9 protein-coding genes are annotated in these 13,345 nt (G+C 61.6%); 4 read left to right on the top strand and 5 right to left on the bottom strand.

Annotation, left to right across the window (positions count from 1 at the left end; translation table 11 throughout):
* Positions 1 to 1,026, bottom strand: a complete 1,026-nt coding sequence (locus IFJ82_RS02575; protein ID WP_192265514.1) for a sulfate ABC transporter substrate-binding protein — start codon at positions 1,024 to 1,026, stop codon at positions 1 to 3.
* A gap of 414 nt (positions 1,027 to 1,440) precedes the next feature.
* Between IFJ82_RS02575 and IFJ82_RS02570 the strand changes: the two genes are divergently transcribed.
* On the top strand, positions 1,441 to 3,339 hold the full coding sequence (locus tag IFJ82_RS02570; RefSeq protein ID WP_225578747.1) for an alginate export family protein: 1,899 nt from the start codon (positions 1,441 to 1,443) through the stop codon (positions 3,337 to 3,339).
* An 899-nt stretch (positions 3,340 to 4,238) separates the two neighbouring features.
* Here the strand turns inward: IFJ82_RS02570 and IFJ82_RS02565 are convergent.
* Complete coding sequence (locus IFJ82_RS02565; RefSeq protein WP_003621579.1) at positions 4,239 to 4,427, bottom strand: hypothetical protein; 189 nt, start codon at positions 4,425 to 4,427, stop codon at positions 4,239 to 4,241.
* 691 nt (positions 4,428 to 5,118) lie between these two features.
* Here IFJ82_RS02565 and IFJ82_RS02560 point away from each other — a divergent pair.
* Complete coding sequence (locus IFJ82_RS02560; protein WP_192265512.1) at positions 5,119 to 5,748, top strand: TetR/AcrR family transcriptional regulator; 630 nt, start codon at positions 5,119 to 5,121, stop codon at positions 5,746 to 5,748.
* Between the two features lie 203 nt (positions 5,749 to 5,951).
* On the opposite strand, the gene IFJ82_RS02555 is transcribed toward IFJ82_RS02560, so the two are convergent.
* The gene (locus tag IFJ82_RS02555) at positions 5,952 to 9,851 is read right to left on the bottom strand and encodes a cellulose biosynthesis protein BcsC (RefSeq protein WP_225578746.1); all 3,900 of its coding nucleotides are present in this window, start codon (positions 9,849 to 9,851) and stop codon (positions 5,952 to 5,954) included.
* Between IFJ82_RS02555 and IFJ82_RS15655 the strand changes: the two genes are divergently transcribed.
* On the top strand, positions 9,811 to 11,034 hold the full coding sequence (locus IFJ82_RS15655) for a hypothetical protein (RefSeq protein ID WP_225578745.1): 1,224 nt from the start codon (positions 9,811 to 9,813) through the stop codon (positions 11,032 to 11,034). The genes IFJ82_RS02555 and IFJ82_RS15655 overlap by 41 nt on opposite strands.
* A gap of 42 nt (positions 11,035 to 11,076) precedes the next feature.
* A complete protein-coding gene (locus IFJ82_RS02545) occupies positions 11,077 to 11,349 on the top strand; it encodes a hypothetical protein (protein ID WP_192265508.1) in 273 nt (90 codons plus the stop codon).
* A gap of 42 nt (positions 11,350 to 11,391) precedes the next feature.
* On the opposite strand, the gene IFJ82_RS02540 is transcribed toward IFJ82_RS02545, so the two are convergent.
* Positions 11,392 to 12,552 carry an acyltransferase family protein gene (locus IFJ82_RS02540; RefSeq protein ID WP_003621573.1) on the bottom strand — a complete coding sequence of 387 codons (1,161 nt, stop codon included), beginning with the start codon at positions 12,550 to 12,552 and terminating at the stop codon, positions 11,392 to 11,394.
* Between the two features lie 76 nt (positions 12,553 to 12,628).
* Positions 12,629 to 13,303, bottom strand: coding sequence for an SGNH/GDSL hydrolase family protein (locus IFJ82_RS02535; protein WP_062809546.1), 675 nt, complete (start codon positions 13,301 to 13,303; stop codon positions 12,629 to 12,631).
* Positions 13,304 to 13,345: the final 42 nt, after the last annotated feature.

Raw genomic sequence — 13,345 nt, 5'->3', positions numbered from 1 at the left:
TCATCGGGCATAAATACCGTCGAAAACACCGCCATCGGCGAAATGCGTCTTCTGCACCTGCGTCCATCCACCAAGCGAGGCGATGTCGAATGTCGCGGTGTCGGCAAAGGTCGCGCGGTTTTCAGCAAGGATGGAGGGCGTGACCGGGCGGAAATAATGTTTCGCCCCGATCCGCTGTCCCGCATCGGTGAACAGGAAATCAAGATAGGCACGCGCAAGGTCCAGCGTGCCATGCGCCTTTGCATTGCGTTCCACCACCGCGACGGGCGGTTCGGCAAGGATCGTCAGCGGCGGGACGACCATGTCGAACTGGTCCGGCCCGATGTCGCGCGCGGCCATCAGGGCCTCGTCCTCCCACGCCAGCAGGACATCACCGGTCCCGCGCTGTACAAAGCTGTTGGTCGCGCCGCGCGCACCGGTATCAAGCACCGGCACATGCGCAAACAGCGACCGCAGGTACGCCCGCGCCGTATCGGGCGTCGCGCCCGGCTGCCGCAACGCCCAGCCCCATGCCGCGAGATAGTTCCACCGCGCGCCGCCCGATGTCTTTGGATTGGGGGTGATGACCTGCACCCCGTCACGCACCAGGTCGGGCCAGTCATGGATGCCCTTTGGGTTGCCCTTGCGCACAAGAAAGACAATCGTACTGGTAAATGGCGTCGAATTATGCGGCAGCAATCCCTGCCAGTTGGCAGGCAGCAGGCCGACCGCCGCCAGCATGTCGATGTCATAGGCAAGGCCAAGCGTCACCACATCGGCGGGCGCGCCCTCCTGCACCGAACGGGCCTGCGCGCCGGACCCGCCATGCGACGTGCGCACCATCACCGGCGCGCCGCCATGCGTGCGCGCCCATTGCGCGGCAAAGGTGCGGTCGACCTCCTGATACAATTCGCGCGTGGGGTCATATGACACATTCAGCAATGTCGTCGCAGCCCACGCCGCGCGCGGCCGCGCCGCCAGCAGCGCGGCACAGCCCAGCCCGGCCTGAAGGAAACCACGGCGGCTCGAAAGGAATGATGGCTTCATGGAACAGTTCTTTCCAGGCGGCGTCACGTCGTTGACGGGTCGTTCCCCAGGATGGCCAGCCATAAGGGTGACGCATGGTGGGGATAATTAAACCATTTTATATCGTTTAATACTCTAATCCACGCCCCTGAAACCTGTCAATAATCATCTTCCAACGGCGTACTTCGCATAAATCAACGAATTATATATGTTGTATATACCCCTGTGGCAGGCATGGATGTTTCAATTTTTATAATTTAATTTCAATATGTTATAAACATGACGCAAAAAAGTGGATCTGCGCGTCGGCGCTAAGCACTTATATTTTGATGTGTTTTCTAATTTAACTTTATTGACCGTATTATAAAATCCCATTACGGATATGAACCAGATTCCTTCCGCTTTTCCCTTCCTGTCCACCGAAATGGTTTTCCCATGACACCCTTGCCACGGTCAGCCACAGCAGGCGCGACGCCTTTTCGTTTCGCATCCGTCCTTTCATGGAATGCGCGCTGCCTGCTTGTCGCACCGCTTGCGGTACTGTCATGGGGAATGATGACGGCCACGCGCGCGCAGGGAGCGGCAACACAGGGGGCGACCACACAGGGCACAAGCACACTGGGTACGAGCACACTGGGCGCACCCCCAAATGCAGTGCAGGGCACAATATCGGGCACGATCCCACACACGGCGCACCCGCTGTCGCCACGCACCATGGCGCCCGCGCCCGTGACGCCATCGGCCAATCCCGCCGCCATACATTCCACCACCGGCATCGCACAGCCTGAAAGCATGATGGTGCATGTTGGCCCACGCCCGCCCATCCAGACCTATCCCCATGCCAACCCGGTGGGGCAGCCCATCGTCATGACCGGTGCGCAGAACCGCATCAACGGCCATCCCTATGACTGGGGCGTGTTCAATCGCGGTAACGGGGAATCCGCGGGCTTTGGCCCGGTGGGTCAGTACGGCATCGCCCCGTGGGCCGAGGACTGGAGCCGCCTGCGCAACAGCACAAAACATACCGACCCGTTCGACGTGCTGAAATATATTCCGCTGACCCCTGACGGGCAGGTATGGATCAGTTTTTCAGGCGAGACGCGGCTGCGTAACTGGTTCGAGACACGTCCCAACCTTGGCACGCAAAAACCCAACGATTCAGGCCGCTTTGGCGTGCGCAACCTGTATGGCGCGGACCTGCATATCGGATCGCACCTGCGGTTTTTCGGGCAACTGATCAACGCCGATGCGGGCGGGTGGGGCGGATATGGATATGGCTCCACCTATCGCAAGCGTCTGGATGCGCAACAGGCATTTGTGGAAACACGGTGGAACCTGCTGGGTGCGAAAACGGGGTTCATGTTCGGGCGGCAACAGTTCCTCGATGCACCGTCTTACATGCTTTATAACCGTGAAACACCCAATGTGCCGCTGTCATGGGACGGGTTCCGCGCCTATGCCATCTGGAAACGCATCCGCATCGACGGCTGGGATTTCGTGCAGACGAACGACAGCCAGAACAAGATGTTCCACGACACCGAAAACTATTCCACGCGGCTGTACGGGTTCGACACCACATGGGCGCCACCGGATTTCCGTTTCCTGGGCGAACGTGGCTATTCCTTCGTCGATGCCTTTTATATCGGCTATAAACTCTCCGGCTCCTCTGGCGCGATCGCGACGCAGACGGGCACGGCGACGGGTTCGAACACACGGAACAATTTCGGCGTCCGCTGGCACGGGCAGGCCGGGCCGATCGAATTTTCCGTCGGCGCGGTATGGCAGGGCGGCGTGTTCCGATATGCCAAAACCAATATCGCCCGCAATGTCAGCGCCTATGCCATCAATTCCATCGTTGGGTACCGTGTGCCAAAGGACAGGCTGCATACCTTCGCCGGCGTGCAGACGGATATTTATTCAGGTGGCAATGACGCCAGAAAAAATGGGGATATCGGCACCTATATCTCGCCCTTCAATCCGCAGACCAACTATCTCGACACCACGACATACATGACTGCGTCCAACCTCATCAGTGTCGCGCCACTGGTGCGTATCACGCCGTTCAAATCCGTCAGCCTACAGGTCAAATTCCCCCTGTTCTGGCGCGACAGCACCAATGACCGGGTTTACAAATCCTCTGGCGCCTACAGCTTTGCAGGGAATTTCGGCGGCAAGTTCATCGGCATGGCCCCACAGGCGTCACTGGCGTGGCAGATCAATACACATCTGTCATGGACGCAATATGTCTCGCGCTTCATGACGTCACGCGCCCTGAACGATGCAGGCGGGTCGAGCGGTACATATTACCAGTCCAACTTCGTCTTCCGCTTCTGAGAGGCTGTTTGAAAACAGATCATTGATAAAAGATCATAAAAGTTTCTGAGTGCTGATTTTTTTCAAAAATGTATTTTCTTCTGAAGCTTTTTGGAAAAAGCTTCACCAAAAACTTTTATAATTTCAGTATGTTATCAAGCATGATTTTTCAAACTGTCCCTGATCCCAGCTCAGGGGGCGTTGCACATGCCCCCGACCAAAGGATGTCGCCCTTTGATTCCAGACACAAGGTCAGGGAATTCATGGTTTTTGACAGATTATTTTTAAAAGATATCTGGACATACAGGGTATTTCAGAAAATCACCCCGCCGCGGAAATATCTGCCATCCAGTTTAGAAATTCAACACTGGAGCATTTTCACCGGTTTGAATGCAGGCATTCAAACGGGATCCACTCTAAAATCATAAAAGTTTTTGGTGAAGCTTTTTTCAAAAAGCTTCAGAAGACGACGCCTTTTGGGAAAAAGGCAGCACCCAAAAACTTTCCTTATTTTTTATCAATGCGTTATTTTCAAACACTCTCTCAGGTGGCAGAAGGCGGTCATCGGCCCCCTGATGCACTGCCCTTTGCAGCATGCATTGCCCCGGCTGTCCCGCGTTGGTGGATTGGCGCCATGCATGTCGTGGCCATCCCGGCCATGTCCCGGCATGCCCCTCACCTTATGACGCCCGCCAGATGAGGCCCACCATGTCCGGGCCATCACAGATCCCCGGATTTTTCAGGCGGCCGATTCTCTTCCGGCTTTGATAAGGCAGGTCGCGTTCCCCACTCCGCCCCCCCCCGATGTCACCCGATGTCGCCCGGCTACCAGTCCTGACATCAACCGCGCTGGCGGGATGCCGACCATGCGTCGCACGGACCTGACACACACACCAGTGGGCAGAGATGTCAGCGCCGTTTCAACGCGCGGTCGCGCGGAACAGGGTGGCGACGCGGCGGCGCAGGCTCGACAGGTCCGGCAGCACCACATTATGCAATGCCCGCACACTGTCATGGGTGGCGTAAAACCGCCGCCCGACCGCATTGGCCAGCACGATCGCGGTTCCGACGAAAATTCCGTCAATTTCAATAATTGTTGATTCCAGCATGATCTGTATCCGAAAAAATCTTACGCAGGGCCAGACGGTTTCGGCAGACCACAGGGATGCCTACCGTACTGGACGTATATGCCGGGGTCGCGCCGGCGCAGGAAAAACAGGACATCGACCATATCCACACATATATAGAAGCATGGGCTGACCTTCTATGGCAGTCATGGGTTTCGATTTGGCCTGCATCATATGCGCCAAGGGGAGGATGTCAACATTAAACAGTTCAAGTTCGTTTTAATACATATTAAACGTATTTATATGTATTTTTTATGCCCCTTATTTTCACATTGTTTATCATATGGTTACGATAAATCTGATGCCGCATGCGCCAATATCCATCTCCATCTACGGATCACAACCGACCGCCTGGCATCCCTGCGGCAGGGGTTTGCGCCATAAATCACGTAACGGGCGTGAATATGCATCGGCCCTGACACGTGATGATACACTCCCCAACATTCATGGCACCTGACAAAAGTGTTCAAACCTGCTATTCACGCGATGGGCATCAAATCTATTATTCAAGGTTAAATAAACACAGGAAGCACGATAATAAACATTTATATTACAAGTATGTTTTTATTTTTATTCATTCCACCACCGTCACACGACATGCGCATGACTGCACCCCACACCCGCGCGCATGCCACATGCCGTCCGACCTTTGCCAAGGAGATAGCCCGTCAGCATGGCCGCCACCCCGATGCAAGCCACCACGCGCCTGAGGCTGCTGGAACAGGCATGGCCCCTGATCGCACAGAAAGGCTTTGCCAATACCAGCATCAATGACGTGCTGGAGGCCGCCCATGTGCCCAAGGGTTCGTTTTATTATTATTTCTCCTCCAAGGATATCTTCGGTCAGGAGGTCTTGCAGTACAACATGCGCGAACATGCCGATGCGATCCGCATGTTCCTGTCCCGCCCGCACCTGACGGGGATGGAACGGATGATGGCGTACTGGTCATCATGGGCAGAGCGTGAGTCCAATCCCGACCCGCGCCAGAAATGCCTGATCGTCAAGATCGGGTCAGAGGTCAGCGAACTGTCCGATGGCATGCGCGTGGTCATGGAACGCGGAATTGACATGCTTGTGGCGCTTCTGGACGGGGGGATACGCGCGGGCGTCAACGATGGCTCCATCTGCCCGGTCATCGAACCCGCACATGTCGCGCGCGAACTGTTCCATTACTGGCTGGGCAATGCGGTGGCGTTCAAGATACATCGCAACCCGCCGCGCCTGATACGTGCGCTGGACATCACGCGCACCATCCTGCTCGGGCTGCGGCCCGAGCAGGATATGCCGGTTGCCGTGCCATGAACGCCCCATGACAACGGGCGTGCTTCGATATCGCCTTTTTCAAGAGACTGCTTGAAAAGTCAGGATTAATAACACCCTGAAATCATAAAGGTTTTTGGTGAAGCTTTTTCCAAAAAGCTTCAGAAGACGCCGCCTTTTTTCAAAAAGGCGGCACCCAAAAACTTTTCTTATTTTTTATCAATGCGTTGTTTTCCAACAGGCTCTTACTGCCCGTCAAAGGCATAATGGAACAGCAGCATCCCGTCGGTTTCCGACCATGGGCCAGAACGCGTATAGCCCCCTTCAAGCCCGACGCGGAAACGATGGTCCACCTGATAGACCACGCGCCCGCGCACATTCCCCGCAAGGCCACTGGCCCCATACCCGCCATAGGACCCAGGTGCCATGACTTCGGATTGCAACAGCGTGCTGGTGGGGTAATAGGGCGCGCCCCTGCTGTGATAATCCTGATATCCCGCCTCGCCCCGCAGGAACCATGTCCAGCGATCGGTATGGCCCGACCATTCCACCGGCACCATCGCCGCGAAATATTCATGCGGCGAGAAGTAGCCTCCCTGCCCCCATGTGAAGAAATAGGAATCCTTTTTATACCCGAAATAGATCAGGTCCGCCCCCACACGCAGGCGCTGGCGTTCGTGATACTGCCACACTGTGGCGCTGCCACCGGCCCCGGCCTCGGTCTCGGTATTGCCTTCGACATTATGCCCCTGCAGATAGGCGAACCCACCCCCGGCATAGGCATTCCACCCGGCCTCCCCCCATTCCAGCGCGGCATGGCCGAAATTGCGGGTGACACCGCCCCATGTCCGTCCCGTGCCCGGATCACGTTCCCCGGCATAGGACAGTTCGCTGTCCGTAACCATCCGCCGGCCGCCACTGATGCGCAGGATCAGGTTGTCCGTCAGGTGGGGGGAAAATTCGACGCCCCCCACCACGTTCGCCACCGCAAAGCCCAGCGGCGACGACCCGACATCCGCATTGAACCAGCGGTTGAAGTAGCTGAGGTTCAGCCCAACTCCTTGCGTATAATAATGATGGTATGCCCACCCGTGCGCACCATTGACCGCAACCGTCCCGAACTGCCGCGCGGATGTGGCATTGTCGAGCGGATCACCCGTAAACAGCAGCGTGGGCGTCACGGAAAATGACAGGCGGTGATCCCACGACCCGAACGGCAGGGTTGCGGTGATCGGCACCGCGAATTCCGTCAGCTGCCGCAGGCCGGGCGTACCGGTGCGGCTGCGCACAAAGGTATTGGCGTCAAGCTGTGGTGAAATCGAATCCCGCAGATACACACGCTGCCGGTCGGTGGCCTGTATCTGGTCATCGTGATGCAGGTAATGGTACGTATCGGGCAACTGCGCGCCACGCAGGTTGACATACTGGCTGTCGATATCGGGCCAGCGGTAATCCGGCTTCAGGCTTTCACGCCGCGCGCAATGGACCACGCCCGACATGTCGCACTGCTGTGCATGGACATGATCCAGATCCGCAAGCTGATCGCGCATGGAATGGTCCATACGGGCCAGTTCGGCGCGGATTTCCCATGTCAGCGGGCTGTCGGGCGCAATCGCCGCCAGCCGCCCGGCATAGGCACGCGCCACCTTGATATCGCCCGTCCCGCCCGCATCGCGCGCGGCGGCGGCCAGGGCATAGATATTGTTGGGCTGGATATGCAACGCCGCCTGGTCCTCCGCCAGAGCGCGCGCGGGTTCCCCCCGCGCCTGATAGACACGGCCCATCGCAAGGTGGAGGTCAACCGAGTTGGGATACTGCGCCAGCAACGGCGCAAGTGCGGCCTGCGCGCGCCGGGGATGGCCCTGGGCATCCGCCCCTTCGGCGTCGAGTATGTGCAGCGCAAGGCCAAGCTGCGTCCGCAGGCGCGCCTGATCCGCCGTGGCATGCATGTCGGGATTGCGCACCAGCCGGTCATACACCTCAAGGCAGCGACGCGCATCGGCGGCGTCGTGTACCTGAAGGTACAACCCGGCATAGGACAGCATCTCCCACGGTTGCGGGTCGGGGGTCAGGCTTTCTTCACGCGCCAGCACATCGCGCGCGACCTGCGGCATGTTGTGATCGATGAACGCATTGGCAACCATCGTGCCACGCACACCGTTGGGATCGGCACGATCCGCCAGCGCCATCAGCCCCGCACGGTCGAAATGCGGCGCGGCGTCGATGTCCCGCACCTGCTGCGCCAGGGTGATCTGCTGGGCCAGCGCGTCCACATCGCTGGACCTGTCGGCCGCACGGATACGCGCCAGCAGGCGCGCGGCCGTCGCGTCGTCATGATGGTCCAGCGCAAAGATCATGCCCGCCTGCAACGCCTCCGTGCTGGCCTTGGGGCTGTTGGTCAGGGCCTCCATGATACGGGCCGCCTGCATGCGGCGTTCGGGCATGTCGGTCCGGTCAAGCGCCTGCGCAAGGTGCAGACGCAGCCACGGATTGCGCGGGTCGGTCCCAACCGCGCGCAGCAACAGGCTGATACGTTCGTCATCGGTGGCCGCCTGTTCGGCCTGCGCGCCCAGGATCTGCCCCTCCAGATGGGCGACCATCGCCTCATGCCCACGGCCCAGACGCGGGATCAGCGCGCGGGCTTCGTCCACATTCCCGTTCTGCGCCAGAATATCGGCAAGGTTGAACAGCGCATCGGTATTGTCCGGCCAGCGGTGCAAGATGGTGCGATAGGTCTGCATCGCCTCCGTCATGTTGCCTTCACGCCGCGCCAGCGCGCCCTGCAGGGACAACAGCGTCAGCGCGCTGCCCTTGCGCCGGGCCAGCACCGCCAGCCCTTCCTGCGCGCGTCCGATCTCCCCCAGGGCGATGGCGCGCGCAATGTCCGCCACCAACAGGTCCGGCGCACCGCCATGCCCCCCCCGCCCTGCCGAGGACCATCCCTCCAGACTCTTGATCGCGGCGTCCCAGCGCGCCTTGTGGTCGGGGTCCAGCGCACGGGCACGCAGGAAATACGCCCGTGCGCGATCACGCTGCCCGCGCGATTCAGCCACAAAGCCAAGGCCGCCGATCGCCTCTATGTCCTTGTCATCAATGGCAAGCGCCTTGTGAAACAGCGCCTCCGCATCGCCATAGCGCCGCTGCGCCAGCAGGGTATAGCCCTGCATGCGGTCATTCGCACTGTCGAGGCGCCCCTGCTCGGCCTGGGCGCGCTGGCGCAGGGCGCGGATTTCCCCGTCATCGGGATGCAGCGACAGCCATTCGTCATAAAGCGGGATCGTCTGGCCCGCCACCGGTTCCCACAACAGCGCGCCACGCCATGCGGCCATTGCCTCGGTATGGATACCTGCGGGCACATGCCCCGACATCAAGCGTTCCAGCCCGGCCATCCCGTCCGTGCGCGAAACCGCCTGATAGGTCAGGACCTGATAATATGTCAGCGCCGCATCAAGGTCATGCGGGTTGCGCGCGACATAATCCGCAAGCTTTGTCCGCGCCTCCTGATACCCCAGCGGCGTGCCACCAAGGATGCGGTAATATTCCATCGCCAGTTCGGGCGGCGGTTCGCCATGGCCAAAGATTTCGCGATATTTGACCATCGCGTCATGCATCTTGCCCTGCGCGACAAGGGCACGGGCCTCGGCCAGCAGTTTTTCATTGACCGGCCCGGTGCGGATCATCCCGCGAAGCTGCGCCACCTCGTCCGCGACGCCCTGATGGCGCGCCAGTTCATTGGCCAGCCGCGTCGCATCGGCGAATTCGCCACGCCCCACCTGGATACGCCCCTGAAGGAACAGCGCATCCGTGCTTTCGGGGTCGATCTGCAATGCACGATGGACGGTTTCATGGGCGCGCACCATGTCATGATGCGCCAGCCAGTAATGCCCTTCCTCCAGCAGGAGGTCGAAAATTGCCGTCGCATGGGCAAGGCGCTGCGTCTCGGCGTCGATGGCCTGCGTGCGCTGTGCATCCATGGAGGTGATGTCGGTGGCGGGCGCGGCCAGCGGCGCGCTCGATTCCTCCTGATCCGACACGATATAGGGATGGGCCTGCGCCTCTGGCGTCTGTGGCGCGGATGCCTCCCGCCGCCCATAGATCGGACCCGTGTCCCCGATATCAATCCCCGCAGGCACGCCGGACGCCATACCGGCCGCGCTCCCGCCGCTGTTCCCCATATCCGCCGCGGCATTGTCCGCCCCCATAGCGTCCACTGCCGGGCCGGGCACGCGTGCCGATGCACGGGCGGGGGGCCTGACCGGGGCTGAAGCCGGGGCGCTGGCAGGTGCAGGTGCGCTGACGGGGGGCTGCTTGGCGGGCGCACTGGTCGCAGATGCAGCCGGGGTGGGGCCGGGCGGGACCGGTGGGGGGGGCGGTGCGGAAGATGTCGCCGCCGCATCGGGGGCGGCGTCGTCACCGGTATCCACATCCGCATTCACACCGCCCCCGGCATTGGCCGATGTCTCGCCCGATGCGGGGGTGGGCGTGCTGGCCGGGGCACTGGCGGGGGCGGCTACAGGTGCGCTCACGGGGGGCTGCTTGGCGGGCACACTGGTCGCAGACGCAGCCGGGGTGGGGCTGCGCGGGACCGGTGGGAGGGGTGGTGCGGAAGATGCCGCCGCCGCGTCGGGGGCCACATCGTCACCGGTATCCACATCCGCATTCACACCGCCCCCGGCATTGGCCGATGTCTCGCCCGATGCGGGGGTGGGACTGCTGGCCGGGGCGCTGGCCGAAGCACTGGAGGACGCGGCTACAGGTGCGCTCACGGGGGGCTTGGCAGGCACACTGGTCGCAGACGCAGCCGGGGTGGGACTGCGCGGGACCGGTGGAGGGAGTGGTGCGGAAGATGCAGCCGCCGCATCGGGGGCCGCGTCGTCACCGGTATCCACATCCGCATTCACGCCGCCCCCGGCATTGGCCGATGTCTCGCCCGATGCGGGGGTGGGCGTGCTGGCCGGGGCGCTGGCCGAAGCACTGGCGGACGCGGCTACAGGTGCGCTGACGGGGGGCTTGGCGGGCGCACTGGCCGCAGATGCCGTCGGGGTCAGGATGCTGCGCGTTGCTGGCGCAGGCGCAAAAGCACCTGCCGCCACTGATGTCGAGGTCGGCGCGGCAGGCGTCGCGGACGGGATGGAACGCATCTCCAGCGATGCCGGGTCCGGCCGGGCAGGCCGCATCGCAAGCGCGGCCGGGTCCGGCACACCGGATTGCGGGCGCGATGTGATCGGGGCCGAGGGGGCGGGCGCAGCCGACACGGCAGGGGGTGGGGCAACCACCGGGGCGGAGGGGGCGGAGCGCATCGCAAGCGACGCCGGGTCCGGGGCATAAGAGACGGAGCGCATTTCCAGCGATGCCGGATCAAGTGCGGCGGTGCGCACCCCGCGTGCGGTCGCGGCCGGGGACGCAACAGGGGACGAGGCGGGCGCGGCCGTGCGAAAGGCGGAGGCATCCGCCTGTGCCCAGGCCGTGGCCGGTACGGACAGTACCGCAACACCCGCCATTGCGACCCCGCCGGTCGCAACGCCACCGACCGTCATGCCCCACAGGGCCGTCGCACCCAGCAGGACGGCGCATCTGCGCGGCCCACGCCTGCCTGGCGCGGGAAGGAGACGGGGCACGACAGGCCCCGGCATGGTTGAATGATACCGCATCATATCCCTGCCCACGGGTACGTCGCCCCGCACGTCAATGCACACGCGAGATGTACGAAACATATCCCAACCCCGCCGAAAGCAGCCCGCAGGCACATACCAGCGCCAGTGCCCCACGATTGCGCACCGCCACGTTCACCCGTCCCTCGTAATCAAGGAAAACCCGTTCCACGAAAACATAACTCATCAGGCCCGCCAGCATGGCCACCACCAGCACGCCCGCCATCGTCAGGCCCGCGACCTGGAACATCAGCAGGTAATTCGCCAGCACGATCACCGGCCAGTGCCACAGGTAAACCGAATAGGAAATCACCCCCAGCGGCGACACCGGCCCCAGGGTAAAGCGCGCCACATCCGTGTGCGGCAACAAGATGATCGCCACAACCGCAAGGCATGGAAACACCATCAGCCATGACGGGCAGGCATAATCACGCACATAGAACACGCATGCCCCCACCAGCACCCCAAGCGCCAGCGCATAGGCCATGTTGGCCACCATGCGCGACAGGCGCGGCCGGGGCAGCATCCAGACCATCGCCCCGATGCAGAACTGCCACATGCGATCGGCGATACGGTAATATCCCTGCCCATCGCCCATGACATGGTCATGCACGCTGAGGCCCAGCGACAGGACACAGATGGCGCAGATGGCGTACATACGCCACCGCACGCGCGGCAGCATCACCGCGATCAGGAAGATGACGCCATAAAACTGCATCTCCAGCGATAACGACCAGGTATGCAGGAACGGATAGGCCAGCGCCTGACCCTCGAAATAACCGACATGCCCCGCGGCCCAGATATTGGACAGGTACACCAGCGCATAGGCCCCGTTAAGCGCGATATCGGCGCGGTCGCTTTGCAGCACCCACCACAACATCCCCGCCGAAATCACGGCCACCATGCATAACAATGCCGGTAACAGGCGGTACAGCCGCCTGCAGACAAAACGCGCGGGCTGGAACGGGTCCTGCATCAGCGCCGAACGCCCCATGAAATAGCCCGATATGACGACAAAGATGTCCACCCCGACAAACCCGCCCCGCAGCCATTGCGCATGCATCAGCACCACCGCCGCAACCGCCAGCGCGCGCAGCCCGTCGATGTCACGGCGACGGTCACGCGGAAAGAACTCCTGCCGGAGCCCGTCGCGCCATGTGCTGCGGGCTGGCGTGATGGCGGTCATCTGTTGCATCGGCCTGTATTTCACATGTGGCGCGGGAATGCGGGCAAAGGCGGCAGGAACAGCGATGCGGGCGGGCGCAGCGATGTCAGGGCGTCGCGGGCGGGGCCGCGTCCTTTATCCGTTCAAGGTCCGGCAGGGTGGCGCGCACGATCGCATCCCCCCATGCGCGGTAACTTGCGGCGGTGGCATGGATGCCGTCCGTGGTGCTGACGCTGCCTTTCGCCATCAATTGCGTCCCATCGACATAGGTGCAGGTCGGCGCGACATCGGCCTTCAGCAGGGCGGCAAGCGTACTCGCGCGCTGGTCGCTCTTGCCATAGCGGGGGCTGTACTGCCCCCAGGTCGGCCCAACCCAGAGGCACGCCGTCTTGCCGATGGCATAGGTCAGGGTCTTCACCTGTTCTTCCACCCAGCTGGCAGAGACGGTGTCCTGCCCATAGGCGCCCATCGTGTCACCAAGGATGACCATGATGGCGTTGGGGTGCCATTTTGCAATCAGGCCCGTGACCTCTGGCGGGGCGACGGGTTTCATGTCCGGCGCACGCACCGGTTCATCACCGATGCGTTGCGTCGCCCCACACCCGTTATTGGGATTGGGCACAACCCAGTCCGCCGCCGTGGCGGAACATACGCCATACGTCACGACCTTCGCCCCCTGACGCGAGAATTCGTCCGGCAGTACCGACAGGAGCGAATCCTTGAAGGCAACATGGCTGTCCCCGATGATCAGCAGTGTCAGGCCTGCAAGAAGTGCGCTCATCTCTCAATAACTCCCTCAATCATTCCCACGCCCCGGCGCATG

The sequence above is a fragment of the Novacetimonas hansenii genome, assembly GCF_014843995.1.
Taxonomy (GTDB): Bacteria; Pseudomonadota; Alphaproteobacteria; order Acetobacterales; family Acetobacteraceae; genus Novacetimonas; species Novacetimonas hansenii.
The sequence above is the reverse complement of the archived record's forward strand: the minus strand, read 5'-3'. Positions and strand labels throughout refer to the sequence as shown.

Bases quoted from the DNA above. Each gene is read 5' to 3' on its own strand.
- IFJ82_RS02575 (WP_192265514.1), bottom strand. From the start codon at position 1,026: ATGAAGCCATCATTCCTTTCGAGCCGCCGTGGTTTCCTTCAGGCCGGG.
- IFJ82_RS02570 (WP_225578747.1), top strand. From the start codon at position 1,441: ATGACACCCTTGCCACGGTCAGCCACAGCAGGCGCGACGCCTTTTCGT.
- IFJ82_RS02565 (WP_003621579.1), bottom strand. From the start codon at position 4,427: ATGCTGGAATCAACAATTATTGAAATTGACGGAATTTTCGTCGGAACC.
- IFJ82_RS02560 (WP_192265512.1), top strand. From the start codon at position 5,119: ATGGCCGCCACCCCGATGCAAGCCACCACGCGCCTGAGGCTGCTGGAA.
- IFJ82_RS02555 (WP_225578746.1), bottom strand. From the start codon at position 9,851: ATGGCGTCCGGCGTGCCTGCGGGGATTGATATCGGGGACACGGGTCCG.
- IFJ82_RS02540 (WP_003621573.1), bottom strand. From the start codon at position 12,552: ATGCAACAGATGACCGCCATCACGCCAGCCCGCAGCACATGGCGCGAC.
- IFJ82_RS02535 (WP_062809546.1), bottom strand. From the start codon at position 13,303: ATGAGCGCACTTCTTGCAGGCCTGACACTGCTGATCATCGGGGACAGC.